At 54.6% G+C, this 26314-nt stretch carries 27 protein-coding genes and 3 tRNA genes; 12 read left to right on the forward strand and 18 right to left on the reverse strand.

All coding sequences use genetic code 11. The features are described 5' to 3' along the window. The first annotated feature begins 6 nt into the window (after positions 1-6). The 6 genes from sufB (at position 7) to ACTJJ1_RS04710 (ending at position 6602) form a co-directional block, all read left to right on the forward strand. Positions 7-1503: a Fe-S cluster assembly protein SufB gene (gene sufB, locus ACTJJ1_RS04685; protein ID WP_004943701.1), complete on the forward strand. Its 1497-nt coding sequence runs from the start codon at positions 7-9 to the stop codon at positions 1501-1503. 42 nt (positions 1504-1545) lie between these two features. Then, the gene (sufC, locus tag ACTJJ1_RS04690) at positions 1546-2292 is read left to right on the forward strand and encodes a Fe-S cluster assembly ATPase SufC (protein ID WP_004943704.1); all 747 of its coding nucleotides are present in this window, start codon (positions 1546-1548) and stop codon (positions 2290-2292) included. After that, positions 2267-3553, forward strand: coding sequence for a Fe-S cluster assembly protein SufD (gene sufD, locus ACTJJ1_RS04695; RefSeq protein ID WP_062790250.1), 1287 nt, complete (start codon positions 2267-2269; stop codon positions 3551-3553). The genes sufC and sufD overlap by 26 nt, the downstream gene beginning before the upstream one ends. Further along, the gene (gene sufS, locus ACTJJ1_RS04700) at positions 3550-4770 is read left to right on the forward strand and encodes a cysteine desulfurase SufS (protein ID WP_006324931.1); all 1221 of its coding nucleotides are present in this window, start codon (positions 3550-3552) and stop codon (positions 4768-4770) included. Before sufD ends, sufS begins: the two co-directional genes overlap by 4 nt. A gap of 98 nt (positions 4771-4868) precedes the next feature. Beyond that, positions 4869-5285: a cysteine desulfuration protein SufE gene (sufE, locus tag ACTJJ1_RS04705; protein ID WP_004943713.1), complete on the forward strand. Its 417-nt coding sequence runs from the start codon at positions 4869-4871 to the stop codon at positions 5283-5285. A gap of 303 nt (positions 5286-5588) precedes the next feature. After that, positions 5589-6602 carry a L,D-transpeptidase family protein gene (locus ACTJJ1_RS04710; protein WP_004943715.1) on the forward strand — a complete coding sequence of 338 codons (1014 nt, stop codon included), beginning with the start codon at positions 5589-5591 and terminating at the stop codon, positions 6600-6602. A 136-nt stretch (positions 6603-6738) separates the two neighbouring features. Here the strand turns inward: ACTJJ1_RS04710 and ACTJJ1_RS04715 are convergent, their stop codons facing one another. The 8 genes from ACTJJ1_RS04715 to ACTJJ1_RS04750 all read right to left on the reverse strand — a co-directional run bounded on the left by ACTJJ1_RS04715 (position 6739) and on the right by ACTJJ1_RS04750 (position 11387). Then, a complete protein-coding gene (locus tag ACTJJ1_RS04715) occupies positions 6739-6975 on the reverse strand; it encodes a major outer membrane lipoprotein (protein WP_004943717.1) in 237 nt (78 codons plus the stop codon). A gap of 308 nt (positions 6976-7283) precedes the next feature. Next, entirely contained in the window at positions 7284-8696 is a 1413-nt protein-coding gene (gene pykF / locus ACTJJ1_RS04720) for a pyruvate kinase PykF (protein WP_004943718.1), read from the reverse strand. An 11-nt stretch (positions 8697-8707) separates the two neighbouring features. Further along, a complete protein-coding gene (locus tag ACTJJ1_RS04725; protein ID WP_202290926.1) occupies positions 8708-9067 on the reverse strand; it encodes a hypothetical protein in 360 nt (119 codons plus the stop codon). Positions 9068-9100: 33 nt separating this feature from the next. Beyond that, positions 9101-9406: a hypothetical protein gene (locus ACTJJ1_RS04730; RefSeq protein ID WP_004943720.1), complete on the reverse strand. Its 306-nt coding sequence runs from the start codon at positions 9404-9406 to the stop codon at positions 9101-9103. A 143-nt stretch (positions 9407-9549) separates the two neighbouring features. Continuing rightward, a tRNA-Val gene (locus tag ACTJJ1_RS04735) sits at positions 9550-9626 on the reverse strand. A 20-nt stretch (positions 9627-9646) separates the two neighbouring features. After that, positions 9647-9723 (reverse strand) — tRNA-Val (locus ACTJJ1_RS04740). A gap of 20 nt (positions 9724-9743) precedes the next feature. Further along, positions 9744-9820 (reverse strand) — tRNA-Val (locus tag ACTJJ1_RS04745). 190 nt (positions 9821-10010) lie between these two features. Next, on the reverse strand, positions 10011-11387 hold the full coding sequence (locus ACTJJ1_RS04750; protein WP_004943723.1) for an MATE family efflux transporter: 1377 nt from the start codon (positions 11385-11387) through the stop codon (positions 10011-10013). 242 nt (positions 11388-11629) lie between these two features. Between ACTJJ1_RS04750 and ACTJJ1_RS04755 the strand changes: the two genes are divergently transcribed. Then, on the forward strand, positions 11630-12280 hold the full coding sequence (locus ACTJJ1_RS04755; RefSeq protein ID WP_062870648.1) for a riboflavin synthase: 651 nt from the start codon (positions 11630-11632) through the stop codon (positions 12278-12280). A 28-nt stretch (positions 12281-12308) separates the two neighbouring features. Then, entirely contained in the window at positions 12309-12605 is a 297-nt protein-coding gene (locus ACTJJ1_RS04760; protein ID WP_020438921.1) for an I78 family peptidase inhibitor, read from the forward strand. Positions 12606-12680: 75 nt separating this feature from the next. Here the strand turns inward: ACTJJ1_RS04760 and cfa are convergent, their stop codons facing one another. Together cfa and punC are read right to left on the reverse strand one after the other, a co-directional pair. Further along, positions 12681-13832 carry a cyclopropane fatty acyl phospholipid synthase gene (cfa, locus tag ACTJJ1_RS04765; protein WP_004943730.1) on the reverse strand — a complete coding sequence of 384 codons (1152 nt, stop codon included), beginning with the start codon at positions 13830-13832 and terminating at the stop codon, positions 12681-12683. Between the two features lie 341 nt (positions 13833-14173). Further along, positions 14174-15382 (reverse strand): purine nucleoside transporter PunC, encoded by a 1209-nt coding sequence (punC, locus tag ACTJJ1_RS04770; RefSeq protein ID WP_440832567.1) that lies wholly within the window; start codon positions 15380-15382, stop codon positions 14174-14176. A 124-nt stretch (positions 15383-15506) separates the two neighbouring features. Between punC and punR the strand changes: the two genes are divergently transcribed. After that, entirely contained in the window at positions 15507-16451 is a 945-nt protein-coding gene (gene punR / locus ACTJJ1_RS04775) for a DNA-binding transcriptional activator PunR (RefSeq protein WP_440832569.1), read from the forward strand. Here punR and purR read toward each other — a convergent pair. Further along, the gene (gene purR / locus ACTJJ1_RS04780) at positions 16448-17473 is read right to left on the reverse strand and encodes an HTH-type transcriptional repressor PurR (protein ID WP_004943736.1); all 1026 of its coding nucleotides are present in this window, start codon (positions 17471-17473) and stop codon (positions 16448-16450) included. The two genes, punR and purR, sit on opposite strands and share 4 nt — an antisense overlap. A gap of 324 nt (positions 17474-17797) precedes the next feature. On the opposite strand from purR, the gene cydH reads away from it, so the two are divergent. Continuing rightward, positions 17798-17887, forward strand: coding sequence for a cytochrome bd-I oxidase subunit CydH (cydH, locus tag ACTJJ1_RS04785; protein WP_004943739.1), 90 nt, complete (start codon positions 17798-17800; stop codon positions 17885-17887). A gap of 215 nt (positions 17888-18102) precedes the next feature. Here cydH and ACTJJ1_RS04790 read toward each other — a convergent pair whose 3' ends face one another. Continuing rightward, positions 18103-18921, reverse strand: a complete 819-nt coding sequence (locus ACTJJ1_RS04790) for a C40 family peptidase (protein WP_004943741.1) — start codon at positions 18919-18921, stop codon at positions 18103-18105. A gap of 415 nt (positions 18922-19336) precedes the next feature. Here ACTJJ1_RS04790 and ACTJJ1_RS04795 point away from each other — a divergent pair, with 415 nt between their 5' ends. Further along, positions 19337-19681: a Grx4 family monothiol glutaredoxin gene (locus ACTJJ1_RS04795; protein ID WP_004943744.1), complete on the forward strand. Its 345-nt coding sequence runs from the start codon at positions 19337-19339 to the stop codon at positions 19679-19681. A gap of 71 nt (positions 19682-19752) precedes the next feature. Here the strand turns inward: ACTJJ1_RS04795 and rnt are convergent, their stop codons facing one another. Both rnt and gloA read right to left on the reverse strand, forming a co-directional pair. Beyond that, on the reverse strand, positions 19753-20433 hold the full coding sequence (gene rnt, locus ACTJJ1_RS04800) for a ribonuclease T (RefSeq protein WP_004943747.1): 681 nt from the start codon (positions 20431-20433) through the stop codon (positions 19753-19755). Between the two features lie 78 nt (positions 20434-20511). Continuing rightward, positions 20512-20919, reverse strand: a complete 408-nt coding sequence (gene gloA, locus ACTJJ1_RS04805) for a lactoylglutathione lyase (protein ID WP_004943750.1) — start codon at positions 20917-20919, stop codon at positions 20512-20514. 323 nt (positions 20920-21242) lie between these two features. Between gloA and idi the strand changes: the two genes are divergently transcribed. Further along, complete coding sequence (gene idi / locus ACTJJ1_RS04810) at positions 21243-21782, forward strand: isopentenyl-diphosphate Delta-isomerase (protein ID WP_440832573.1); 540 nt, start codon at positions 21243-21245, stop codon at positions 21780-21782. A 109-nt stretch (positions 21783-21891) separates the two neighbouring features. On the opposite strand, the gene ACTJJ1_RS04815 is transcribed toward idi, so the two are convergent. From ACTJJ1_RS04815 to ACTJJ1_RS04830, 4 genes are all read right to left on the reverse strand, one after another. After that, positions 21892-22989, reverse strand: a complete 1098-nt coding sequence (locus ACTJJ1_RS04815) for an alkene reductase (RefSeq protein WP_004943756.1) — start codon at positions 22987-22989, stop codon at positions 21892-21894. Between the two features lie 90 nt (positions 22990-23079). Then, the gene (locus ACTJJ1_RS04820; protein WP_004943759.1) at positions 23080-23700 is read right to left on the reverse strand and encodes a TetR/AcrR family transcriptional regulator; all 621 of its coding nucleotides are present in this window, start codon (positions 23698-23700) and stop codon (positions 23080-23082) included. Between the two features lie 103 nt (positions 23701-23803). Then, on the reverse strand, positions 23804-25441 hold the full coding sequence (gene eptA, locus ACTJJ1_RS04825) for a phosphoethanolamine transferase EptA (protein WP_006324943.1): 1638 nt from the start codon (positions 25439-25441) through the stop codon (positions 23804-23806). A 152-nt stretch (positions 25442-25593) separates the two neighbouring features. Beyond that, positions 25594-26235 (reverse strand): NAD(P)-dependent oxidoreductase, encoded by a 642-nt coding sequence (locus ACTJJ1_RS04830; RefSeq protein WP_004943764.1) that lies wholly within the window; start codon positions 26233-26235, stop codon positions 25594-25596. Between the last annotated feature and the right edge of the window lie 79 nt (positions 26236-26314).

Below are 26314 nucleotides of genomic sequence, written 5' to 3' on the forward strand. Positions count from 1 at the left end.
ATCAACATGACACGAAGCAATGTAGAAATGCCTAATGAAGTGCAGGCTTGGGTCAGCGAAGGGCGCTACAAAGAAGGCTTTTTCACCCAGCTCGATACCGATGAATTGGCGACGGGCATCAACGAAGATGTGGTGCGCGCCATTTCGGCCAAGCGTAACGAACCTGAGTGGATGCTGGAATTCCGCCTGGAGGCCTACCGTGCCTGGCTGCAAATGGAAGAACCGCACTGGTTGAAAGCGAACTATGACCGGTTGAACTACCAGGATTACAGCTATTACTCGGCGCCATCCTGCGGCAGCTGCGACGACGCCTGCGGTTCCCAACCCGGTGCCGAACAGCAACCTGGTGCGGCAACCGAAAACAGCTACCTGACCAGCGAAGTTGAGCTGGCGTTTAACCAGCTTGGCGTACCTGTGCGTGAAGGCAGCGAAGTGGCGGTAGACGCGATATTCGATTCGGTATCGGTCTCCACCACCTACCGCGAAAAACTGGCGGAAAGCGGGGTGATTTTCTGCTCGTTCGGCGAGGCGATTCAGGAATACCCGGATCTGGTGCGCAAGTACCTGGGCCGCGTAGTGCCGTCCAACGATAACTTCTTTGCCGCGCTGAACGCCGCAGTGGCCTCCGACGGCACTTTTGTCTACGTGCCGAAAGGCGTGCGCTGCCCGATGGAACTCTCGACCTATTTCCGCATTAACGCCGCCAAAACCGGCCAGTTCGAACGCACGATTCTGATCGCCGATGAAGGCAGCTACGTCAGTTACATCGAAGGTTGCTCAGCCCCGGTGCGTGACAGCTATCAACTGCATGCGGCGGTAGTGGAAGTGATCCTGCACAAAGACGCCGAAGTGAAATATTCCACGGTGCAAAACTGGTTCTCCGGCGGTGACAGCAAGGGCGGCATTCTCAACTTCGTGACCAAGCGCGCGTTGTGCGAAGGCGCAGGCTCGAAAATGTCCTGGACCCAGTCGGAAACCGGTTCGGCGATCACCTGGAAATACCCGAGCGTGATCCTGCAAGGCGATAACTCAATCGGCGAGTTTTTCTCGGTGGCGCTGACCAGCGGCCATCAGCAGGCGGATACCGGCACCAAGATGATCCACATCGGCAAGAACACCCGATCGACCATCATTGCCAAAGGCATCTCCGCCGGGCACAGCGAGAACACTTACCGCGGCCTGGTGAAAATCCTGCCGGGGGCGGAAAACGCACGTAACTTTACCCAATGCGACTCGATGTTGATTGGGCCGGACAGCGGAGCCCATACCTTCCCGTACGTGGAGGCCCGCAATAACAGCGCACAGCTGGAACACGAAGCGACCACGTCGAAAATCGGCGATGACCAACTGTTCTACTGTTTGCAGCGCGGCATCAGCGAAGACAATGCCATCTCTATGATCGTCAACGGATTCTGTAAGGACGTGTTCTCTGAACTGCCGCTGGAATTCGCCGTCGAGGCGCAAAAGTTATTGGCCATCAGCCTGGAACACAGCGTGGGCTAAACGCCGGATTTACAGCGCAGCAGCGCTACTTAAGGACACCGCATGTTAAGTATCAAGAATTTGAAAGTCAGCGCCGAAGGCAATGAGATCCTCAAGGGATTGAACCTGGAGATCAAGCCGGGTGAAGTGCATGCCATCATGGGGCCGAACGGCTCGGGCAAGAGTACGCTCTCCGCCACCCTGGCGGGGCGTGAAGAGTATGAAGTGACCGAGGGCGAGGTTACCTTCAAGGGCAAAGACCTGCTTGAGCTAGCCCCGGAAGATCGCGCCGGCGAAGGCGTGTTCCTGGCGTTCCAGTATCCGGTGGAGATCCCCGGCGTCAGCAACCACTTCTTCCTGCAGACGTCGGTGAATGCGGTGCGCAAATACCGCCAGCAAGAACCGCTCGACCGCTTCGATTTTGCTGATTTCATCGAAGAAAAGATTGAGCTGCTGAATATGCCTCAGGATCTGTTGACCCGTTCGGTCAACGTCGGTTTCTCCGGCGGCGAGAAAAAGCGTAATGACATTCTGCAGATGGCGGCGCTGGAGCCGGATCTGTGCATCCTGGATGAAACTGACTCCGGCCTGGATATTGACGCGCTGAAGATCGTCGCCAACGGCGTTAATTCGCTGCGGGACGGCAAACGCGCCTTCATTATCGTCACGCACTACCAGCGTATTCTGGACTACATCAAACCGGATTATGTTCATGTTCTGTCCCAAGGGCGCATCGTGAAGTCCGGCGATTTCTCCCTGGTGAAACAGTTGGAGGAGCAGGGCTATGGCTGGCTTACCGACCAACAATAACTCGCGTGCGTTGCAACAGCTTTACAGCCTGTTCGAGGCCCGTGGCGGCGAACACTCCGCTCACGCCCTGGCGCACTGGCAGCAGGCTTTACGTCTGGGCTGGCCGACGCGCAAACATGAAAACTGGAAATATACCCCGCTGGAGGGCTTGCTGGAGCAGCAGTTCCTTGAGCCGCAGGCCGAGCCGATCGCTGCCGCCCAACGTGATGCGCTGGCGCTGGATCTCGATGCTTATCGGCTGGTGTTTGTCGACGGGCGTTTCAACGCCGCGCTGAGCGACAGCGATCTGGGCGAATACCAGTTCGAGGTCACTCCCTACGGCACGCCGCAGGCATTGCCGGAGCCGATCCAGCCTGAAATTTTTCTGCACCTGACCGAAAGCCTGGCGCAGGAGACCAGCATGATCCGCGTGGCGGCCGGCAAGATCGCTGCGCGGCCGTTGTACCTGTTGCATATCAGCAGTGGACGCGGCGCTGAGGGCGAGGTGAATACTGTGCATCATCGCCATCACCTCGACGTCGGTCGCAATGCCCGGGCTGAGGTGATCGAGCATTATGTCAGCCTGAACGATGCCGCGCATTTCACCGGCGCGCGTCTGACAGCCAGTATCGGAGACAACGCGGAGCTGCGTCACTGCAAGCTGGCGTTCGAAAGCCAGGCGAGCTACCACTTTGCGCATAACGACTTGGTGATTGGCCGCGACGCGCGGGTGAAAAGCGACAGCTTCCTGTTGGGGGCCGGCCTTACGCGGCATAACACCAGCGCGCAGTTGAACGGCGAAGGCTCCAACCTGGTGATCAACAGCCTGGTGCTGCCGGTGGGCAAAGATGTGTGCGATACCCGTACCTATCTGGAGCACAACAAAGGTTACTGCGAGAGCCGTCAACTGCATAAAACGGTGGTCAGCGATCGCGCCAAGGCGGTATTCAACGGCATGATCAAAGTCGCCAAACATGCGATCAAGACCGACGGCCAGATGACCAACCACAACCTGCTGTTGGGTAAGGTGGCTGAGGTGGATACCAAGCCGCAGTTGGAAATCTACGCCGATGACGTGAAATGCAGCCACGGCGCCACCGTCGGGCGTATTGATGAAGAACAACTGTTCTATCTGCAATCGCGCGGTATTGATAAACACGCAGCGCAGCAGATGATCATCTTTGCCTTTGCCGCTGAACTGACCGAGGGCATCGGCAACGATGTTATCCGCGAATGGGTGCTGACGCGCATAGCGCAACGCCTGCCGGGGGAGGCAGCATGAGTTTTCCGATTGAACGGGTGCGCGGCGAATTCCCCCTCCTGGCGCGTGAAGTCAATGGCCGGCCACTGGCTTACCTTGACAGTGCCGCCAGCGCGCAGAAGCCGCAGGCGGTGATCGATCGCGAGCTGGATTTTTATCGCCATGGCTACGCTGCGGTACACCGTGGCATCCACACGCTGAGCGCGGAAGCGACGCAGGACATGGAAGCGGTGCGCGAAAAAGTGGCGGCGTTTATCAACGCCGCTTCGGCGGAAGAGATTGTTTTCGTCAAGGGCACCACCGAGGGCATTAATCTGGTGGCCAACAGCTTTGGCCGCCATGTCCTGCAGCCGGGCGACAGCATTATCATCACCGAGATGGAGCATCACGCCAATATTGTTCCCTGGCAGATGCTGGCGCAGGAACGCGGGCTTCAACTGCGGGTATGGCCGCTGCAGCAGGACGGCACTCTGGATCTGGCGCAGTTGCCGGGTTTGATCGACTCGTCCACCAAATTGCTGGCGATGACGCAGGTCTCCAACGTGCTCGGCACGGTGAACCCGGTGCGTGAAATCATCGCTCAGGCGAAGGCTGCGGGCCTGAAGGTGCTGATAGACGGCGCACAGGCCGTTATGCATCAGCGCGTGGATGTGCAGGCGCTGGATTGCGATTTCTATGTGTTTTCCGGCCACAAGCTGTATGGTCCTTCCGGTATCGGCATTCTTTATGGCCGCCAGGCGCTGCTGCAGCAAATGCCGCCGTGGGAAGGCGGGGGGGCGATGATAAAGCAGGTCAGCCTGACTAACGGCACCACCTATGCCGAGCCGCCGTGGCGCTTTGAGGCCGGTTCGCCGAACACGGCCGGCATGATGGGGCTGGGCGCGGCGATTGATTATGTTAACGCGCTGGGGCTGGAGGCGATACACGACTACGAGCAGTCGCTGATGCACTATGCGCTCGAAGCGCTAAAACAGGTGCCGACGCTTAAAATCTATGGCCCGACAGAGCGCGCTGGAGTCATTGCCTTTAACTTGGGTGAGCATCACGCTTACGACGTCGGCAGTTTTCTGGATCAATACGGTATCGCCATTCGTACCGGGCATCATTGCGCGATGCCGTTGATGGCGTTCTATAATGTGCCGAGCATGTGTCGCGCTTCGCTGGCGTTATACAACACCCGCGATGAAGTTGATCGGCTGGTGGCCGGGTTGCAGCGTATCCAAAAACTCTTGGGGTAGGTCGAGGGTGCCTCTTGTGGCGCTCTCTGGCGAAACAATGCCTGCAGACAGTTACGCGGGGTCGGCATGCCGGCCCCTGAATTATTGAAAGGATCCTCATGGCGAACTTGCCGGATAAAGATAAGTTGGTGCGTAACTTTTCCCGTTGTCTTAATTGGGAAGATAAGTACCTGTATGTGATTGAACTGGGCGCGAGGCTGCCGGCACTTGCCGAGGACGAACGTCAGGCAAGCAATCTGATTTCCGGCTGCCAGAGCCAGGTGTGGATTGTGATGCATACTGACGAGCAAGGGCGCGTCGAATTTCACGGCGACAGCGATGCGGCCATCGTCAAAGGGTTGCTGGCGGTAGTGTTTATTCTGTATCACCAAATGACGCCACAGCAGATTACCGAGCTTGATGTGCGGCCCTTTTTCGCCGAACTGGCGTTGAGCCAGCACCTGACGCCATCGCGTTCCCAGGGGTTGGAGGCGATGATCCGCGCTATCCGCAGTAAGGCCACCCAGTTGCTGTAAGCCTGCTTTGACATTCAGAAAGGCTTATTGATGCGTTGAATATATTTCTTGTGTCAGTGAGTCTTTACAAATCCCTTCCGATCCCCCCGTCTGTGCAACAAATCAGTGACATTTCAGCAGCTTGCTTATTGACGTTACATTGACAAACCTGCCGCGAAATTACGTTATAACATGTTGATTTTTAGAGGACTTATTGCCTTTAATGCCAGTATTGCTAGTATTAATCAGGTATTGTCTGATTTACCTGCCGTCAGGTGCCCGCTAGCCTTGTGGCCGAACCGTAACAAGCATATAGGGATGATAATGAAACGTGCGTTGAGTTTAATGGGCATGCTATTCGCCACCGTACTGACAGGCACCCAAGCCGCCAGCGCGACCGAGTATCCGTTGCCGCCGCCGGACAGCCGCCTGATCGGCGAGAACACCACTTACACCGTACCTAACGATGGCCGCCCGTTGGAGGCAATTGCCGCCGACTATCAAATTGGTCTGCTGGGCATGTTGGAGGCCAATCCGGGTACGGATCCGTTCCTGCCCAAGCCGGGTTCGGTATTAACCATCCCGACTCAAATGCTGCTGCCGGACACCAAGCGTGAGGGGATAGTGGTCAATCTGGCCGAACTGCGCCTGTACTACTACCCGAAAGGCGAGAATAAAGTGATTGTTTATCCTATCGGTATTGGCCAGACCGGCATGCATACGCCGCTGCAGGTGACTTCAGTCAGCCAGAAGATCCCGAACCCGACCTGGACGCCGACGGCCAACATCCGTAAACGCTATCAGGCGAAAGGCGTGACGCTGCCGGCGGTCATACCGGCAGGCCCTGAAAACCCCATGGGGCTGTTTGCCATGCGCCTGGCTATGGGGCACGGTGAGTATCTGATCCACGGAACCAATGCCAATTTCGGTATTGGCATGCGCGTCAGCTCCGGCTGTATCCGCCTGCGTCCGAAGGATATCGAAGCGCTGTTTAACATGGTGCCGCGCGGCACCCGCGTACAGGTGATTAACGATCCGGTGAAAATTTCCGTGGAGCCGGACGGTAAGCGTTACGTCGAAGTCCATCAGCCGCTGTCGAGAGTCGAAAGCGACGATCCGCAGACCATGCCGATTTCACTGTCCAAAACCGAAAAAAGCTTTGTCGAGGATTCGCAGACCGATCGTGCGGTGTTCGACAGTGCGGTTGTACGCCGTTCTGGCATGCCGGTACTGGTTAATCTGGGGCAGAGTACCTCTGAGGTGACTTTAACGCCTGTAGCCCCGCAGGGAGCGAATAAGGGCCTGTTCAAGGGGGCACCTATCAGCTCGGTGAATTAAATACGGGTCATAACTGACGATTCTGAGGGGGTTCAGCGTGCTGAACCCTTTTTTTCGCCTGTGGCGAGGGGAAAGGGGAGCGCAAACAAAAAAAAACGGCGCACAATGTGCGCCGTTTTCAATAACCGAAGCTATCTTACTTTTTGTAAGCGTGAGCTTGGTTGTCCAGGCGCTGGTTAGCACGTGCTGCGTCGTCTTTAGCTGCTTGAACGTCAGAACGGATTGCGTTCACGTCGTTGCTCAGCTGGTCAACTTTAGCGTTCAGAGTCTGAACGTCAGAAGACAGTTGATCGATTTTAGCATTGCTAGAGCAGCCTGCCAGCAGAGTGGAACCCAGGATTACCGCGCCCAGTACCAGTTTAGTACGATTCATTATAACACCCTCTAGATTGAGTTAATCTCCATGTAGCGTTACAAGTATTACACAAACTTTTTTCGAAAGAGAATAATTTTTTTGTATTGGAGTGCTTTATTTTGATCGTTCGCTCAAACTTGCATCTTCTTTTGATGAATAGTTAAAAAATCTAGGGAAAACAGCTGGATTCCATGGGACAACTCCGATTTGTAATTAGCCAAATAATGAGCAATCGGCAGTTGCGTTTTTGGGAAAACAGTTTACTACTGCTAAAAAAAACGCCGCTAAGCGGCGTTTTGGTCAAGACAATTATGTCACGTTTTATATTACAGCACGTGAACCGAGGCAGTATTGGTGGTGCCGCTTGGTACCAAAGCACCAGAAACCATCACCACAACGTCGCCTTTTTGCGCCAGGCCACTGGCCAGTGCAGCTTCTTTGCCAATGCGATAGAAGTCGTCGGTAGAGGCGATTTCTTTGACCATTTGCGGCGTAACGCCTTTGGTCAGGATCAATTGGCGAGCGGTGACTTCGTTGGTGGTCAGCGCCAGGATCACGGCGTTAGGGAAGTATTTACGCACGGATTTGGCTGATTTACCGCCGCTGGTGGCAACCACAATCAATGGCGCGTCCAGTTTTTCTGCGGTTTCAACGGCGCCACGGCAGACGGCTTCGGTGATGCGCAGTTTGCGGTTGTCGTTCAGGCTGTCAATACGGCTTGGCATCACGCGATCGGTGCGCTCGCAGATGGTGGCCATAATGGTCACGGCTTCCAGCGGGTATTTGCCCTTGGCGCTCTCGCCTGACAACATAACGGCGTCGGTGCCGTCCAGAATGGCGTTTGCCACGTCGCCGGCTTCCGCACGGGTAGGGCGCGGGTTCTTGATCATCGAATCCAGCATTTGGGTGGCGGTGATCACCACTTTACGTGCGCGATTACATTTTTCGATCATCATCTTCTGAGCGAAGATCACTTCTTCTACCGGGATTTCTACGCCCAGATCGCCACGAGCAACCATGATGCCGTCAGAGGCTTCGAGGATCTCGTCGAAATTGTTCAGGCCTTCCTGGTTTTCAATTTTGGAGATGATCTGAATCTGCTCGCCGCCGTGGGCTTTCAGATGTTCGCGGATTTCCAGCACGTCGGAGCGTTTGCGGATAAAGGACGCGGCAACGAAGTCGACACCTTGTTCACAGCCGAAAATCAGGTCGCGTTTGTCTTTTTCTGCCAATGCAGGCAGTTGGATGGAAACGCCCGGCAGGTTAACGCCTTTGTTTTCGCCCAGATCGCCGCTGTTCAGTACCTTACAGATCACTTCGTTCTCGGTCACGTTAGTGACTTCCATGCCGATCAGGCCATCGTCGACCAGCACGGTATTGCCGATTTTCAGATCGGCGGAGAAGCCGGCGTAGGTAACGGCAACGCGTTCGTTATTGCCGATAACGCTCTGGTCGGTAGTGAAAGTGAAGGTCTGACCGGCAACCAGCGCCGCGTCTTTACCGCCTTCCAGCTTCATGGTGCGGATTTCCGGGCCTTTGGTATCCAGCAGGATGCCGGCGTTTTTACCGGTTTTCGCGATTACTGCGCGCATGTTCTTGATGCGGTTGCCGTGTTCTTCGTAATCGCCGTGGGAGAAGTTGAGACGCATTACGTTCATGCCTGCATTGAGCAGGTTGGTCAGCATTTCTTCCGATTCGGTTTTTGGACCGATGGTACAAACAATTTTGGTCTTTTTCATGACGGAGTTTTCTACAAGTTGTGATGGATAAAAAAACGAATAAAACCAGCGGCCAGGCCACCGGTATGGAATTTGAGTCGCGCCTGGTGGTGCAAAACACAGTTAAGGATAGGTGACCAGAGTTGAAATGGGGCGGAAAAATTCAGCCCGCGCCGGGGCGTAGGGATGCTGCGCAACATGATGAGATGAAAATGTGTTGTTATTGCGTTTTCGCAGATCAAGGGCTGAAACCATTCAACTGAAAGACGTTGCGCATTATAAAGGCTAAGCGACGGGAAACAAAATAAAAAACCGGTGATCGACGGCGGATCCGGCAAATCAGCAGCAAATGTGGCGCAAATGCAAATCATCAGCAGGTGTTTGTTGCGCAAATAACCTTGCTGTGAACGCCACAATTAACGCAATCAATCTGCCGTGATGATTTCCAGCAGGGTTCCGGCAGTCAGGCAGAAGCAGCCGCTGGCGGTATTGGCGGGAATAGCGATAGTTTCCCCGGCCACCACCACCTGAGTATCACTGCCAACGGTGAATTCAAACTCACCGGAAACGACCCGCGTTTGCAATGAATGCTCCCGCTTTTGCAGTTGCCCGAAGGTGCCGGCACCGAATTTGACTTCCGTAGCACGGGCGCCATCGCTCATTACGCCTTGGCGGCGGATGAGGCCGTTGTCGAGTTTTTCAAACGGAGTTTCTGCGGTAAATGTCAGCATTAAACTTGTCCTGTAAAAGGTGTTCGCCATGATGATATTCGGATACGGCTAGCGGTTACAGAAGTAACGTTCGGGAATCGCATGGGCAGATTAGGGTAATGGAAGTATCGGATAGAAAGGTCAAGCCTGAGGGAATAACGATTTGGTGCGTCCGAGTGGACTCGAACCACCGACCCCCACCATGTCAAGGTGGTGCTCTAACCAACTGAGCTACGGACGCACTGCACTGCTTTAGAAATTTGGTGCGTCCGAGTGGACTCGAACCACCGACCCCCACCATGTCAAGGTGGTGCTCTAACCAACTGAGCTACGGACGCACTGTACTGCTTTAGGAATTTGGTGCGTCCGAGTGGACTCGAACCACCGCCCCCCACCATGTCAAGGTGGTGCTCTAACCAACTGAGCTACGGACGCATCTTTTCCTGTCTGTCATGGCTGACAGCGGGGACGAATATTAACGAGCTACCTGCGCGCTGGCAAGGAGAAAAACGTAATTTTATCCGGTATTTCACACGATTGCTGAGCTTATGTGCAGTGCGGTTGTTTTTTCTGCAAACACGGACGAAGAAGCCACCGGCGGGAATAAACCGGCCGGTGGCGAAACTTAGCGGGTGGAGCGCTGCAAGATCAGGGCAGCAGGCTGTTTTTGCAGCCAGCGCATGCGCGTGGCCATCATGATGGCCGCAAAGGTCAGGCCGATGATAAAACCAATCCAGAAGCCGCTTGGCCCCATCGCCGGCACCAGGACATCGGTCAACGCCAGCAGGTAGCCGCTCGGCAGGCCCAGCACCCAATAAGCGATAAAGGTGATGAAGAAGATTGACCGGGTATCTTTATAACCGCGCAGAATACCGCTGCCGATCACCTGAATCGAATCGGAAATCTGATAAATGGCCGCCAGCAACATCAGGTGCGACGCCATCGCAACTACCGCCGGGCTGTCGTTATATAACAGCGCGATTTGTTCGCGGAAAGTGGCGGTAAACAGCGCGGTGCAGCAGGCCATCAGGATGCCGACGCCGATAGCGGCATAGGCGGCAATCCGCGCGCCTTCGACCGAACCTTCACCGAGCCGATAGCCGACGCGAATGGTGGCGCTGACGCCGAGCGACAGTGGCAACACGAACATCAACGCGCTGAAGTTCAGTGCAATCTGATGCCCGGCCACGGAAACGATGCCCAGCGGCGAGACCAGCAGGGCGACGATGGCGAACAGCGTCACCTCGAAAAACAGCGCCAACGCCACCGGCAGACCGATCCCGATGAGGCGTTTCATCGCCGGCCAGTCCGGGCTGCGGTTGCTGCCTTCATGCGGCAGGATGTCACGTTGCGACGGTGCGCGTTTTACATACCAGCGCATTGCCAGGAACATGAACCAGTAGACGCTGCCGGTTGCTACGCCGCAACCGACGCCGCCCAGCTCAGGCATACCGAACTTGCCGTAGATGAAGATATAGTTAATCGGGATATTGACCAGCAGGCCGAGAAAGCCAATCACCATGCCGGGTTTGGTTTTCGACAGTCCTTCACACTGGCCACGCAGCACCTGGAAGAACAGATAGCCCGGCGCGCCCCACATGATGGCATGCAGGTAACCAACGGCTTTATCTGCCAGTTGCGGATCGATATTGTGCATCATGTCGATCACGAACTTGCTGTTATACAGCACGAAAATGATCAGGACCGAGACCGCACAAGCCAGCCAAAACCCCTGGCGTACCTGATGAGCGATACGGTCGCGGCGGCCGGCGCCGTTAAGCTGCGCGATCACCGGAGTTAGCGCCAGCAGCAGGCCGTGGCCGAACAGAATGGCCGGCAACCAGATAGAGGTGCCGACGGCGACGGCGGCCATATCCGTGGCGCTATAAGCGCCGGCCATAATGGTATCGACCACGCCCATTGCGGTTTGCGATATTTGCGCGATGATTACCGGAATTGCGAGGGCCAATAAACTACGCGCTTCAATGAAGTACTTCTGCACGCATACACCTTTTCTATTTATTTATGATTGAGGGGAGGGTCGTCGCAAAAGGACAACAATTAAAAATAGCGGAATTTTGTCCAAAAGATTGTACGCGCTCGGCGTCGTTAAGCAAATGTTGTGACGAAATAGTTATTAAATGCGCAGGCGCGGATTTTTTGTCTCCCCGGGTTTGGTTTTCCTCGCCAACTGGGGCAAACTGCCCCAAGCGCTTTAAACATTTTCAGAAAGAAGAGGCTCACATGTTCACCGGTATCGTACAAGGCACCGCGCCGCTGGTCGCCATTGATGAAAAATCCAACTTCCGTACCCACGTCATAGAGATGCCTGCGGAACTGCTGCCTGGGCTGGAGCTCGGCGCGTCGGTGTCCCATAACGGTTGCTGCCTGACCGTCACCGCGGTGGAAGGCAACCGCGTCAGTTTTGATCTGATCAAAGAAACGCTGCGCCTGACCAATCTCGGCGAGCTGGCTTTGGGGGACGTGGTCAATATCGAAAGGGCGGCCAAATTCAACGATGAAATTGGCGGCCACCTGATGTCCGGCCATATTATCTGCACGGCGGAAGTCGCCAAGATTTATACCTCCGAAAATAATCGCCAGATATGGCTGCGCATGCCGGATGCGGAACTGATGAAATACGTTCTGCATAAAGGTTTCATTGGCATTGACGGTATTAGCCTGACGATCGGAGAGGTGGTGAATAACCGTTTCTGCGTGCACCTGATCCCGGAGACGCTTGAACGCACCACGCTGGGCAAAAAACGCCTGGGCGACAAGGTGAATATTGAGATTGATCCACAAACGCAGGCGGTGGTAGATACCGTTGAGCGGGTGTTGGCGAGCCGCGAAGCGGCCATGGCGACGGCGAGCGCGCTGGCGCAGAAGATCTGACGGACAATAACCACAGAGGAGTAACCGCGTGAAGTTTTATGGGAAAACGTTGATGTTAACGGCGCTGCTGGCGCTGAGTGCCTGTAGCAGTTCACCTGAGCAGGGCGCGGCCAATCAGGCCGTTGATGCAGAAAGTGATACCTGCGGTGCCGCGCAATACCAGAACTACGTCGGCAAGCCGATGTCAGCGCTGGAAGGCGTTCAGATTGAATCTCAGGTACGTGCGATTCCGTACAATTCGGCCGTTACTATGGACTTTAACCTGCGTCGTCTGAACTTCCTGGGCGACAGCGAGGATAAAATCATTCGGGTTTATTGCGGCTGATCAGCCATTGGTTAGCGCATAATATAAAACGCCCCCGGTAAAAACCGGGGGCGTTTCGTTGTGGCATGGCATTAATCAGCGCGGGACGCGGATACCGCCTTCAATGCCTTTAGGGCTGAATACCACCTGCCACAATTGAATGTCACGCGCGCGAAACGCACCTGCACAGGCGTTCAGATAATAGCTGAACATACGTTCGAAACGCTCGGAATAACGCTGAGCCAGTTGCGGCCATGCCTGCCTGAAACGCTCGTACCAGACCATCAGGGTACGATCATAATCGGCGCCAATATTATGCCAATCTTCCATCACGAAACGTCCCTCGCTGGCTTTGGCTATCTGCGTGACTGAAGGCAGGCAGCCATTCGGGAAGATATATTTGTTGATCCACGGGTCAACATTCATATCTGTCCGGTTCGAGCCAATGGTGTGCAGCAGGAAAAGGCCATCCGGTTTTAAATTACGCTCCACCACCTTGAAGTAGGTGCGATAATTTTTGGGGCCAACGTGCTCAAACATGCCGACGGAGGCAATGCGATCAAACTGCTGGTTCAGATCGCGGTAGTCCTTCAGCAGAATTTCAACGTCCAGCCCGGCGCAGCGCTCCTGCGCCAGCTTTTGCTGTTCGGCGGAAATGGTTACGCCCACGACGGAAACGCCATAGTTTTTCGCCGCAAAGGCGGAAAGGCCGCCCCAACCGCAGCCGATATCCAGTAATTTCATCCCCGGTTGCAACTGCAGTTTCTCGCAAATCATTCTCAGCTTGGCTTCCTGCGCTTCTTCTAGCGTGGTCGCCTCTTTCCAATAGGCGCAGGAATATTGCATATAGGGATCGAGCATCAGCGTAAAAAGATCGTTTCCCAGATCGTAATGTTCTTTACCGACGATCCAGGCGCGTTTCTTCGATTGCAAATTGGTTAATCGCGCGGCGGCGATACGCAGAGTGTCTTTCACATGGTGGGGGAGTTTCTTTTCCAGGCCTGCGCCGACTACGTGTTGAAAGAATATATCCAGCCGTTCGCATTCCCACCAGCCATCCATATAGCTTTCGCCCAGGCCGAGAGAACCTTCCCGCAACACGCGTTTAAAAAAATCAGGATTTTTAATCTGAATATCAAAAGGACGTGAGCCGTTTATTTCTATACCGGCCATACTGAGCATTTCATGAGCGATACGGTACCATGGGTTGTCCTGAATGCTCACATCTTCTATACACGATGAACTCATAGCTTCTCCATCACCTTCTTCTGACTTATGACCCGCCAGAAAATAGCTTAGACAATTTCTGCGGGCGCATATGTATACCTACGGTGGAAAGTCACCGTGGCGTCTGATATCCGACTATGAACAGAGGAAAATTTTAAGAAGGCTCCAGCGCAATAGGCGCGGATAAACAAATCCTTAAAAAAGTGTGACGCCATACGCGTACACAACAGCTACTTGTGATAATAAGACTATAAAAGTGTTATTTTAAAAGGTCGTTTTGAGTATAGGCTTGCCGAGGCGCTTACTCAACCGTAAATCGCACTCGGCAAAAATATTCTTTAAGTGATTATTCGTGCAGGTAATTATGACGCAGAGTTAGCATGTTCCTGTCGCACTGCCTGCGAATTTTCGATCACTTTTCCCCGTTGCAACATATACCCCAACGCGGCCAATACCACCGTTGAAACCATCACCGTTACCGTCGCCAACAGCGGTTGGGCTATAAAGGCCGAAACCAATAGGCTCGCGACAAAGCACAAGCCCAATTGCAGGGTATTTTGCAGCGCTGCGGCTTTGCCTGTGCCTTCCGGGAACGGCATCAACGCATTCGCCACTACGATCGGGTAGCAGGCTCCGTTGACCAGCGCCATCAGGCAGAATGGAATCAGCAACGTGGTGAGCGTGGGCTCGGTCAATGTCGCCACCAGATATAACGCCACCATGCTGATGCCATAACCTACCAGCAGCCAGGGCAGCAAGGTGTTGCCATTCATGCGGTTTAACGCCGTACGGCAACCGTAACCGCCCAATAAGAAAGCCAGCGTCTGCGGGACATAGCTCAGGCCAATATCATTGGGGCTGTAACCCATTTCGCCAAGAATAAACGGCGAACCGGTGAGCCAGGCAAAAAAACCGGCAGAGCAGGCGGCAAAAATGGTGACGTTACCGCTGAATACCGGCGATTTCAGCAGTTGGAAGAAACTCAGGGTGTTTTTGGTCTGGGCAGATGGCGCGCTTTTGGCGCTTTCCTTCAGTAACAGCGTCGGCAGCAGCAAAATGACGGTGATACCCAGCAGCACGGCGAAAATTGCCCGCCATCCCATGTGGTTCAACAGCCAGGCGCCGACCAACGGTGCCAGCGCAGGCGAAAGTGCTACCAGCGGCATAATGGTGGCGAATACGCGGTTGGCCTTGCCTTCACGGTAGCGGTCAATGACCAGTGCCTGCCAGGTGACGGCGGCTGAACACACACCGATCGCCTGGATAAAGCGCAGCGACCACAATTGGACGGCATTTTGCACCCATAGCATGCCGAGGCAGCCCAGAGCAAACAGCGCCAGGCCAATCAGCAGCACGGGTTTGCGGCCCAAATTATCGGAGAGCGGCCCCCAGAGCAGTTGAGCAAAGGCAAAACCGGCCAGGAAAATGCTCAGGCTGGCGCTGATTGCGCCGGCGGAAATTTGCAGATCTTGCTGCATAGCGCCAAAGGCGGGCAGATACATGTCGGTGGCCAGGTAACCCAGCATGCTTAGGCCGGCAAGATAGAACATAAAACCAAAGGAATTTCGCATGGTATTTCTCATTAATATTTTATTGTCGCAGGTTTTCAGCGCCGGCAAGTGTATCCGGCTGGATCTCTGCTTGTGAAACGGTAATATTTGCGAAGTGCTGTTAAAAAAATTGAAGGCAAAAATCATGTGGTCTGAATATTCGCTTGATGTCGTGGACGCGGTCGCCCGCACCGGCAGCTTCAGCGCGGCGGCGCAGGAACTGCACCGGGTACCTTCGGCGGTTAGCTATACTGTGAAGCAACTGGAACAATGGTTGGCGGTACCGCTATTTGAACGGCGTCATCGCGATGTAGAACTGACGCCGGCCGGCACGCTGTTTATTCATGAAGCGCGCGGTGTCATCAAAAAAATGCTCGACACTCGCAGGCAATGCCAGCAGGTGGCCAATGGTTGGCGTGGCCAATTAAAAATTGCGGTGGATATCATCGTCAAACCGCAGCGCTGCCGTCAACTGGTGCTGGATTTTTACCGTCAATTCCCCGATGTCGAGCTGTTGGTCCAACCCGAAGTGTTTAACGGCGTATGGGATGCGCTGGTGGATGGGCGTGCCGATATGGCGATCGGCGCTACGCGGGCGGTGCCGGTTGGGGGCGGTTTCGCCTTTCGCGACATGGGCGACATGCGTTGGTTGTGTGTCGCCAGCCCTCAGCATCCCTTGGCAGGGTTGGATGGTCTGCTGAACGATGATCAGCTCCGGCCTTTCCCTTCGCTGTGTCTGGAGGATACGTCACGCAATCTGCCCAAGCGGGTCACCTGGACGCTGGACAATCAACGGCGGCTGGTGGTGCCGGATTGGGCCTCTGCGGTGGATTGCCTGTGCGCCGGATTGTGCGTCGGCATGATGCCTGCGCATCAGGTATTGCCGTTGGTACAGCGTGGTGAATTGGTGGCGCTGCAACTGCAACAGCCATTTCCCGCCAGCCCATGCTGCCTGACCTGGCAGCAGAATACCCCATCGCCGGCGATGGCCTGGCTGCTGGATTACCTGGGGGACAGCGAAACCTTGAATCAGGAATGGTTAAGCGAAGTGACGCCGGAAGCCGTTTTGGCTCCCGGCGCTGGCGACTAGCGGCGGTAATCGATGAAGGGGCCGTCGGCGACCGAGCGGCGTTCAACCAGCTTCGGATGTACCTCAATGACTTGCGATTCTTCACGCTTGCTGATGATGCGATCCAGCAGCATGGTGAACGCCATCTCGCCCAAACGCTCTTTGGGCTGATGGATGGTCGTCAGTGCCGGCGTGAAATAGCGGGCGTTGCGCACATTATCGTAACCAATAACGGAAATATCCTGCGGGACGCGCAACCCCAGTTCATCAGCGGCGCAAATAGCGCCCATTGCCATGATGTCGCCGCCGCAGAATACCGCCGTTGGGCGCTGTTTCTGCGATAATATCTGGTGCATGGCCTTGTAGCCGGATTCCGGTTCGAAGTCACCTTGTACAATCCACTCGTCGCGCACCTCGATATTGGCTTCTTCCATGGCTTTTAAAAAGCCCTGATGGCGGCCACCGCCGGTGTTGCGCGCTAATTGGCCCGGAATGGCGCCAATCTCACGGTGGCCACGCTCGATCAGATAGCGGCCGGCCAGATAACCGCCTTCGAAGGCGTTGTCGATAATGGTATCGGTAAAATCACCGCGTGCTGCGCCCCAGTCCATGACCACCATTGGGATGTTACGGTAATCTTCCAACATCCCCAGCAATTGATCCGGGTATTCAGAGCACATCACCAGCAGACCATCGACGCGTTTTTGCGCCAGCATCGCCAGATAAGCGCGTTGCTTGTCGAGGTTATTGTGCGAGTTACACAGGATCAGCGTATAGCCTTTGCTGTAGCAGCTGTTTTCCACCGCCTCGATCACTTCGGCGAAATAGGGCGCTTCGCTGGAGGTAGCCAGCAGACCGATAGATTTGGTGTGATTGACTTTCAGGCTGCGCGCCACGGCGCTGGGAGAATAGTGCAGCTCTTTGATCGCGGCCGCAACGGCCGCTTTAGTCTCTTCGGCGACGAAACGAGTCTTATTGATGACGTGCGAAACGGTGGTGGTGGAAACGCCAGCGCGTTTGGCCACATCTTTAATCGTTGCCATGTAAAGAATGACTCCTGAACTCACATGTTGCAGCATGTAAGTGTGATGTTAATCGTTTGCCTGCGTAGATCCTTCTTCCAAATAAGCGAAGCTGAGTTTGTAGTGTGTTGAAGTCGTCAGCGTTTGGTCAGGAGGGGCATTTTTGCCGGTACGCAGTTGTGAACTGCGAATTTTGTCCCATATTGAGCCAAAGTGGAAGAGGTAATCAGTATTATAAACCGGGAAATGATAACAAGATTTTATTGTCTAACTGTGGGAAAATGGTTTGACGCATTAATTGTGTGCCTTTTATCCTTGGGATAACCCGTCTGAAAAGGAGTTGTAATGGATACCGATCTGAAAATGTCACTGTTCACCACTGTGTGTGCGCTGGCCGTTATTATTGCTTTTAGCTTCACCGCGGCGTTGAACTGATCCCCGGTTGTCACACAGGCGCAGTTCACTGCGCCTGTTCGCATTTCCCCACCGCTACGTCAGATTTTTCCACAAGTGCTCCCTTCACCCACACCCGGATGTTTTCCATGCGGCTTCGCGAAACCGCGGTCTGAGAGCGACGAAAAGGCCTAAGATCAGAACGCTTGCGGTAGGCGGTGAGGCGTGCGGCTGGGGGGGACCAGCCGCGGAGGCGATTATCGAATGGTTTTCGGTGTTACCACACGGCGGGCGCCAATGTAGTGGTTTTGCCAGTAGTCGTTGTCCAACTGGCTGATACGGATTTCCTCACCGGTACGCGGTGACTGAATGAATTTGCCGTTGCCCAGATAGACGCCGACGTGATCGGCCACGCCACGGTTGTTGATGCGGAAGAACACCAGGTCACCGCTTTCCAGCTCGTTTTTCTTGATCGGCGCCGCGTCGCGTAGGTGATACATCTCGTTGGCAGTACGCGGCATCTTGATTTTCACTACGTCTTTATAGGCGTAATAAATCAGTCCGCTACAGTCAAAACCGGTTCTTGGCGAAGTGCCGCCCCAGCGATAAGGTTTGCCCATTTGATCCATCAGCTTGGCCATCGCGGTTTGCTTGGCGTGCTGATAGCGCTTTTTGTGCGCCGGGCTCAGTTTCAGCGGCTTTTCGTCGCGAGCCAATTTGGCGGTGGCCATGCCGGGTTCCCGGTGACGGCCATAGCCTTTTTTGTAACCCTTTTTCGGTGGGGTCACTTTGATTTTGGCTATTTTCTGGGTTTGGTGTTTCGATTTTGCGCTGACGATCTTTTTAGCGGTTTTTTCTGTTTTGGCTTTGGAAACCTTGGCTGTTTTTGGCGGAGCAGTGACTTTCACTTTTTTGCTGGCCTTTGCCGCTTTCTTTTTCTTGCGGTCATCCGGCCGGGCTTCATTAACGTGGCTCTTGCGCTGCTCGGCGGCAATACGCGCCTGTGGCGCAGCGTGCGCCAGATTTAAGAATAGCTGTGTAAACAACAGCACAAAAAGCGTAAGAATTAAACGCATGTCGACGTTACCAACCTTGGCCCCGGAACAGATATCGAAAGAATGACAGTATTCCCCAATTTCGCCATATAAAACAGCGAAGAACTCATAAATGATAATCCATATTGTGAGAAAACGTTAACAGCATTTTTTTTGTTGAAAAATCAATCCGTTGGTGTATAAAAAATCACCTTTTCTCCGCTGTCGGAATTATTAAAGGATACCGAGTGGCGGAAAAATATATTAGTGAAATGGTCGGATTAAAAATGTTATTCTGAGCGTATGTTTTAACCGGAACGGCCTTTGCCGGTGAGATGCGATTGGCAACGGGGAATACCCTTGCAAAAGATGGCGTTTTCTTGCGACTGTTCCAGCCGCTACAATAGCCAGTGTGATGCATGTTGTGGCCATGAGATGTGGCTTGAGGAAGCAATAAATGACGACGATTGAAAAAATTCAGCAGCAGATCGGTGAGAACCCAATTCTGCTGTACATGAAAGGTTCACCGAAATTGCCAAACTGCGGTTTCTCTGCGCAAGCGGTGCAGGCGCTGTCTGCTTGTGGCGAACGCTTTGCCTACGTTGATATTCTGCAGAATCCGGACATCCGCTCCGAGTTGCCGAAGTACGCCAACTGGCCGACTTTCCCGCAGCTGTGGGTAGACGGTGAGCTGGTAGGCGGCTGTGATATCATTATCGAAATGTATCAGCGCGGCGAACTGCAACAGCTGATCAAAGAAACGGCAGCGAAGTACAAAGAGCAAGAAGACCAGCAGCCATAACGGCTCGGGTTGATTGCAAGAAGACATCGGGCGGCGCCAGTGCAAACTGGGCCGCCCGATTTATTTGTGGCTTAGTCGTTATTACCGATGGCCAGCGGCCATCCGCCAAGGCGTTTCCAGCGGTTAACCAGCTCGCAGAACAGTTGAGCGGTTTGTTCGGTGTCGTACAGGGCCGAATGCGCCTGGGTGCTGTCGAACGGAATATCGGCGGCAATGCAGGCTTTGGCCAGCACGGTTTGCCCCAACACCAGCCCGCTTAGCGCGGCAGTGTCAAAGGTGGCGAACGGGTGGAAAGGGTTGCGCTTCAGGCTTGCGCGTTCTGCTGCGGCCATCAGGAAACTGTGATCAAAGTTGGCGTTGTGCGCCACGATAATCGCCCGGTTGCAGCCACGGTCCTTGATGCCTTTGCGTACCGCTTTAAAAATGGCATGCAACGCATCGTATTCACTTACTGCACCGCGCAACGGGTTATGCGGGTCGATACCGTTGAATGCCAGCGCTTCCGGTTGCAGGTTGGCGCCTTCAAAAGGTTCAACGTGAAAGTGCAGGGTTTCATCCTGCTGCAACCAGCCTTCTTCATCCATTTTTAACGTAACGGCGGCAATCTCCAGCAGCGCGTCGGTTTTGGCATTAAATCCAGCGGTTTCTATATCTATCACTACGGGATAAAACCCACGAAAACGGCCACTCAGGGCGTTAAGATCACTTTTTTCGGCCATCAGTTTCTTATCTTCATCGAATGCAGCGCGCATTATGGCAAATTTTACGCCCGGTTGCAGGCGGTATCGCAGGCATAACAAGAAGGGCGCTGAAAGCGCCCCTCATCGGTATCAGTGGCCGAGGCCCTGACCGGCGTGTTTGTTCTCGATCAGTTCGATCTTATAACCGTCCGGATCTTCAACAAAAGCGATAATCGTGGTGCCGCCCTTGACCGGCCCGGCTTCACGGCTCACTTTGCCGCCGGCGTTGCGAATGCTGTCGCAGGTGGCGGCCACATCGTCGACGCCCAACGCCAGATGGCCGAATGCGGTGCCCATCTCGTAGCTGTCGGTGCCCCAGTTGTAGGTCAGCTCAATCACTGCGCCTTCGCTTTCGTCGGTATAACCGACAAATGCCAACGAGTATTTGTATTCTGGATTCTCGCTGGTGCGCAGCAGGCGCATGCCTAATACCTTGGTATAGAAGTCGATGGAGCGTTGCAGGTCACCGACGCGGATCATGGTATGGAGTAAGCGCATAATTCCTCTGATTGGATGTGCCGTCGCCAACGGCGAAGGGATCTTAGCGAAACTCAGTATAGCGTTGCCGTATAAGGGATTTCAATTTATCGACATGGCTAAGGCATGAGAATAAAGGTGACGATGTCACCTATGCATCGACTATGCTGATGATAACCGCACAGTATGCTGTCGTTCGAATCAGGGAAATAAGTACTATTACCCACCTCAAGGGGAGCGAGGTCTGATAGCGGACCAGGGTTGGATCGCGTCAATTGATAAATTTGGGGCTGGTTAGTTTTTTGCCAGTACGAAGTCATCGCTCTTGCCGAAGGAGGCCATCAGTGGATGAAATGCTGATTCTGGTTGATGCCGATGATAATTCCATCGGCTCGCAAACAAAAACGCGGATACATCAGCAGGGGTTGTTGCACCGGGCGTTTTCAATTTTTATCTTCGATAGCCAGGGCCGTTTACTGCTGCAACAGCGAGCTTTCAGTAAATATCATTCGGCTGGGTTATGGACCAACAGTTGCTGTGGCCACCCGCGCTGGGGAGAGGCGACGGCAGCAGCGGCGCAGCGTCGGTTACAGGAGGAGATGGGGTTCAGCAGCGAGTTGCAGCAGGTCTCCAGCTTCATTTATCGGTCAGAGGTGCCGGGCGACTTAATTGAGCACGAGTTCGATCATATTTACGTGGGATTATTTGATGGCGAACCTCAGGGGGATCCTGCCGAAGCCCATAGCTGGCTGTGGATGGATATTCAGCAATTAACCGACGAGATAAAACGGAGCCCTGATAAATTTACCGTTTGGTTTCGGGAAATAATGAATACTGTCGATGCCAACGAGATCGCGCGTTGGGCGATGTTGGCGACTCATTAATTGCATTCGCGTTGTACGACAAGAGCCGCCTTTACCAGCCCCAGCGGCTTTGCCGATAAACAGCAAAAAGCCCGCCGGCATTCGCGCACCGGCGGGCTTTTTATCTTACTTACAGCGTCGGATAATCGGTGTAGCCTTCGGCGCCGCCGCCGTAGAAGGTTTCCGCCTGCGGCTCGTTCAGCGGTGCGTTCTGTTTGAAACGCTCGACCAGATCCGGGTTGGCGATGTAGCTGCGGCCAAAGGCCACCGCATCGATAAAGCCTTTGTTGATCAGCTCTTCGGCTTTCTCGGCGGTGTAGGCGCCTGCGCCGACAATTACCCCTTTAAAGCGGGCACGCACTGAATCGCGGAAGGCGTTGGAATAAGGTTTGCCGCCTGCCCAGTCCGGTTCGGAAATGTGCAGGAAAGCGATGTTGCGCTTATTCAACTCTTCGACCAGATACAGCGCCGCTTCTTCCTGATCTTCACCGTTATCCAGACCATTGAACGGGCCCAACGGCGAAATGCGGATGCCGATATGCTCTGAACCCCATTCGGCGATGGTCGCGTCGACCACTTCCAGCGTCAGACGTGTGCGGTTTTCGATGCTGCCGCCGTACTGATCGGTGCGTTGGTTGGAGGCTGGGGACATGAACTGGTGCAGAAGATAACCGTGGGCTGCGTGCAGTTCGATAAAGTCGAAACCGGCCTCACGCGCATTGGCGCTTGCCTGGCGGAAATCGTTAATGATGCCCGGGATCTCTTCGGTTTCCAGCGCACGTGGGGTCGAGGTTGGAACCCGCACCCAGGCACCGGTTTCGTCACGCACGGTGGTGCGGGTGTCGGCATTGATCGCGGAAGGAGCTACCGGTGCCTGTTGGCCCGGTTGCAGGCTGTTGTGGGAGATACGGCCCACATGCCACAACTGAACGGCGATATGGCCGTTTTTATCGTGTACGGCCTGGGTGATCTTTTTCCACGCGGCGATCTGCTCTGGGGTATGCAGCCCCGGAGCGCCGGCATAGCCTTTCGCCTGGAAAGAAATCTGGGTGGCTTCGGTCACGATCAGACCGGCGCTGGCGCGCTGGGCATAATATTCGGCCATCAACGGAGTAGGAATATCGCCAGGCTCAATGCTGCGAAGACGCGTCAGCGGGGCCATAAACACGCGGTTTGGCAAAGTTGCAGAGCCAACCTTCAGCGGGGAGAACAATTTTTCAATCTTCATAGTGCATCCTATATTAATAGACCGGTCGACTAGTAATGGCTAAATAACAGCCCAACAGAGTGATTTTTCGGTAAAGCTCGGGTGTTGCGTTTACGGCTGCGGCGGGCGCAACAGCAATTCAATACTTTCCAGCGCGCTGGTCAGCGGGGCGACCGAACGGCGGATTTTGGCGCGCAGCGAAGCACCAAGCCACAGTGAGTACAGCGTTTCTGCGGTGGCCGCCGGGCTCATGGCTATCGACAGCGATCCTTCGCGGATACCGCGCTCGATGGCATCCTGCAGGTGGCCAATCACCCGTGCGGTGCCGATTTCCAATGCGTGGCGCATGGGTTCCGACAGGTCGCTCACTTCGGCGGAGAGTTTCACCGCCAAACAGGCGTTATGGCATTCGCTGCGGCAATGGAAGCTGATCGCCTGGGCGTAATAGCTCAGCAACTGGTGGCGAGCGTCGCTTTTATCGTCGCTAAACAGCCGTTGCATTTCAGCATCGTAGTGTTCGAAATAACGCTGCAGCATGCCTTCGCCGAAGGCTTCCTTCGAGCGAAAATAGTGATAGAACGAACCTTTCGGCACACCCGCCGTGGCCAGCAGTTCGCTCAGCCCCATGCCGGTAAAACCCAGGCGCAAGCTAAGGGACTCGCCGGTAGCGAGCAGATGTTCACGTGTATCTACGGGGCAGTGCGCATGTTTCGTCATAATGAGGATTAGCATAATAGACCGATTGGTCTAGGTCAATAGCAATAAAAAAACCGGCGCAAAAACGCCGGTTACGAAGCAGGGTATTTTGCCCGATCAGGGGGCAGAAGTTAAGCCGTTATGCCCCGCTGCGGCAGCGTTGCAAAATATCCAACTGCGACTGATACTCGCGGGTTTGCACGTTCAGCATACCTAGCAGGGTATGGAACAGATTATCTTGCGAGATCTCATCCTGTTCGGCCATCTTGTTCAGGCACTGGCGATCAATCTTGAAGTTGCGCTCATAGTCGGCGGACATCCACATCAGGAAAGGAACGTGGGTCTGCTGGCTGGGAGCAAACACATAAGGCGTACCGTGCAGGTACATGCCATTTTCACCCAGGGATTCGCCGTGATCGGAGAGGTAAACCAGCGCGGTATTGAACTTGTCACTGTGCTGTTGCAGCAGCTTGATGGTGTCGTCCAGCATGGTGTCGGTATAGAGCAATGAGTTGTCATAAGTATTTACCAACTGCTCATGGGTGCAATCCTGGATCTGATTGCTGTCGCAGGTTGGTGAAAACTTCTGGAACTCCGGCGTGCTGCGGCGGAAATAGGCCGGCCCGTGGCTGCCCATCTGGTGCAACACTATCACGCTATCGTCTTTCAGGCCGTTGATGTAGTCGTTCAGCTTATACAGCAGCACGTTATCCATACAGACGTCGCCATCACAATCCTGCGGCAGTTTCAGCTTGGTCATGTCGACGTGCGGCACGCGATCGCAAGCGCCTTTGCACCCACCGTCGTTTTCACGCCAAAGTACGTTGACGCCGGCATGCGCCAATACGTCGAGCATGCCTTCCTGGTGAGTCGCCAGGGTGGCGTCGTAGTCCTTGCGCGGCATATTGGAGAACATGCAGGGGACAGAGATCGCCGTTTCGGTACCGCAGGAGCTGGCGTTCTTAAAGTACACCACATTGTCTTGCTTCAGGCGCGGATTGGTTTCACGCCCGTAGCCGCCGAGCGAAAAATTCTCGGCGCGGGCGGTTTCACCCACAACCAGGATCACCAGGGATTTCTTTTGTTGCCCGGCGATCAGCGGTCCTTTACGTGCGTCTTCGCCGATTTTCACCAGCGGCAGATTACGGGTGAAATAGCGCTGCTGGGTAAATTTGATGGTGCCGGAAACGAAGTTCGACGGCGTCAGCATTTTCACCACGCTTTTATTGTTGCGGATCAGCGAGGCGTAATCCTTATAAAACAGTGCGGCGATAATCAGGATCACCACCACGGAAAGCATCACGTTGGCGGCGCGCAGCCCGGCCATATACCACCACGGGCGGGTGATGCGGATTTCGGTAAAACAGACCAACACCGCAGGCAAGATGCCAAGCAGCACCAGCCACAATCCCATGCGTGGCGTCAACAGAGCGGTCGCCTCTTGCGGGTTGGTTTCGAAGGCGTTTTGCATCATGTTGCCGTCGATCACCACGCCGTAGCTGAACATAAAGTAGTTCGCGGCAGCGCTGCCAAGGAGGAAGAAAATCATCAGCGGTTTGCGCAGGAAAGGCACGGTCAGCAGGCTGAAGATAATGTTCAGCGCACAGAAAATCACTACCGGCATGGTGGCGGCGAAGATCAGGTTGTGGACGCTATCGAAATTGATATACGACCAGGCCTTATGCAGGAATAACGCGTTCTGGAACAGAGTGAAAAACAAGGCGCTGGCGAGGATAAACCCCAGGCTGTTGCACTGTAAGCGTTGACGTAACCACATTGCCAAATCTGAATCCTGATAGTGAGTAATGCGCTGAAATTTACAGGATGAAACTTAAGAAAACCTTAGAGATTCAGAATGGTGGCGGGTTTGTTTACTTTTGGTTTAGTTTACAGTCGCCAGACCGCGAGGATCGCGGCCTGGCGGGGTGATTAATAAGCAGCGGTAAACTGCGCTTTAATAAACTGCGGTTTTTCGATTTCATCGAGAATGGCAACCGACAAGTCTTCCACTGAGATGCTGGCCGGAGCCTGGCCATTCATCAGCAGCTGGGTGGTGCCGAGGCGGAACTGACCAGTCCGCTTGCCCGGTTCCAGCAGCGCAGCAGGGGAAAGATAGGTCCAGTCCAGCGAAGAGCCGTTACGCAGCTTGTTGCGTAAATCGCGCACTGCTTGTGCGCCCGGACGGATATTTTCCGGGAATTGCGGGGTGTCCACCAGTTCAACGCCCGGGGCCACTTCCAGGCTGCCGGCACCGCCGACCACCAGCAGGCGTTTAACGCCGGATTTTTCCACTGCGGTCAGGATCTGTTGTGCGCCGACAGTGGTTTTTTCGTACAGATTCTCTTCCGCCCAACCCGGGTTGTAGGCGCTGACCACCGCGTCTTGCCCGGCCAGCTGTTTCGTCAGCCATTCGGTGTCGGCGATATCGCCCAGCGCTACGGTCAGGTTGGCGTCATCCGGCAGATCTTTTTGCTGCCGTGCAATCGCCGTTACTTGCAATCCGCGCGCCAGCGCTTCGTCCACCACGCGGCGGCCGACAAAACCGGTTGCTCCAATAATGGCTACTTTCATCTGTTTGCTCCTGTCAGAAATAGGGTCGGTATCAGGATCAGGTCGGATTGACCTGAGCGGTTGCATATACTCTAGTACT

The organism is Serratia sp. 22264 (genome assembly GCF_052045345.1).
GTDB lineage: Bacteria > Pseudomonadota > Gammaproteobacteria > Enterobacterales > Enterobacteriaceae > Serratia > Serratia plymuthica.

Bases quoted from the DNA above. Each gene is read 5' to 3' on its own strand.
- sufB (WP_004943701.1), top strand. From the start codon at position 7: ATGACACGAAGCAATGTAGAAATGCCTAATGAAGTGCAGGCTTGGGTC.
- sufC (WP_004943704.1), top strand. From the start codon at position 1,546: ATGTTAAGTATCAAGAATTTGAAAGTCAGCGCCGAAGGCAATGAGATC.
- sufD (WP_062790250.1), top strand. From the start codon at position 2,267: ATGGCTGGCTTACCGACCAACAATAACTCGCGTGCGTTGCAACAGCTT.
- sufS (WP_006324931.1), top strand. From the start codon at position 3,550: ATGAGTTTTCCGATTGAACGGGTGCGCGGCGAATTCCCCCTCCTGGCG.
- sufE (WP_004943713.1), top strand. From the start codon at position 4,869: ATGGCGAACTTGCCGGATAAAGATAAGTTGGTGCGTAACTTTTCCCGT.
- ACTJJ1_RS04710 (WP_004943715.1), top strand. From the start codon at position 5,589: ATGAAACGTGCGTTGAGTTTAATGGGCATGCTATTCGCCACCGTACTG.
- ACTJJ1_RS04715 (WP_004943717.1), bottom strand. From the start codon at position 6,975: ATGAATCGTACTAAACTGGTACTGGGCGCGGTAATCCTGGGTTCCACT.
- pykF (WP_004943718.1), bottom strand. From the start codon at position 8,696: ATGAAAAAGACCAAAATTGTTTGTACCATCGGTCCAAAAACCGAATCG.
- ACTJJ1_RS04730 (WP_004943720.1), bottom strand. From the start codon at position 9,406: ATGCTGACATTTACCGCAGAAACTCCGTTTGAAAAACTCGACAACGGC.
- ACTJJ1_RS04755 (WP_062870648.1), top strand. From the start codon at position 11,630: ATGTTCACCGGTATCGTACAAGGCACCGCGCCGCTGGTCGCCATTGAT.
- cfa (WP_004943730.1), bottom strand. From the start codon at position 13,832: ATGAGTTCATCGTGTATAGAAGATGTGAGCATTCAGGACAACCCATGG.
- punC (WP_440832567.1), bottom strand. From the start codon at position 15,382: ATGCGAAATTCCTTTGGTTTTATGTTCTATCTTGCCGGCCTAAGCATG.
- punR (WP_440832569.1), top strand. From the start codon at position 15,507: ATGTGGTCTGAATATTCGCTTGATGTCGTGGACGCGGTCGCCCGCACC.
- purR (WP_004943736.1), bottom strand. From the start codon at position 17,473: ATGGCAACGATTAAAGATGTGGCCAAACGCGCTGGCGTTTCCACCACC.
- cydH (WP_004943739.1), top strand. From the start codon at position 17,798: ATGGATACCGATCTGAAAATGTCACTGTTCACCACTGTGTGTGCGCTG.
- ACTJJ1_RS04790 (WP_004943741.1), bottom strand. From the start codon at position 18,921: ATGCGTTTAATTCTTACGCTTTTTGTGCTGTTGTTTACACAGCTATTC.
- ACTJJ1_RS04795 (WP_004943744.1), top strand. From the start codon at position 19,337: ATGACGACGATTGAAAAAATTCAGCAGCAGATCGGTGAGAACCCAATT.
- rnt (WP_004943747.1), bottom strand. From the start codon at position 20,433: ATGCGCGCTGCATTCGATGAAGATAAGAAACTGATGGCCGAAAAAAGT.
- gloA (WP_004943750.1), bottom strand. From the start codon at position 20,919: ATGCGCTTACTCCATACCATGATCCGCGTCGGTGACCTGCAACGCTCC.
- ACTJJ1_RS04815 (WP_004943756.1), bottom strand. From the start codon at position 22,989: ATGAAGATTGAAAAATTGTTCTCCCCGCTGAAGGTTGGCTCTGCAACT.
- ACTJJ1_RS04820 (WP_004943759.1), bottom strand. From the start codon at position 23,700: ATGCTAATCCTCATTATGACGAAACATGCGCACTGCCCCGTAGATACA.
- eptA (WP_006324943.1), bottom strand. From the start codon at position 25,441: ATGTGGTTACGTCAACGCTTACAGTGCAACAGCCTGGGGTTTATCCTC.
- ACTJJ1_RS04830 (WP_004943764.1), bottom strand. From the start codon at position 26,235: ATGAAAGTAGCCATTATTGGAGCAACCGGTTTTGTCGGCCGCCGCGTG.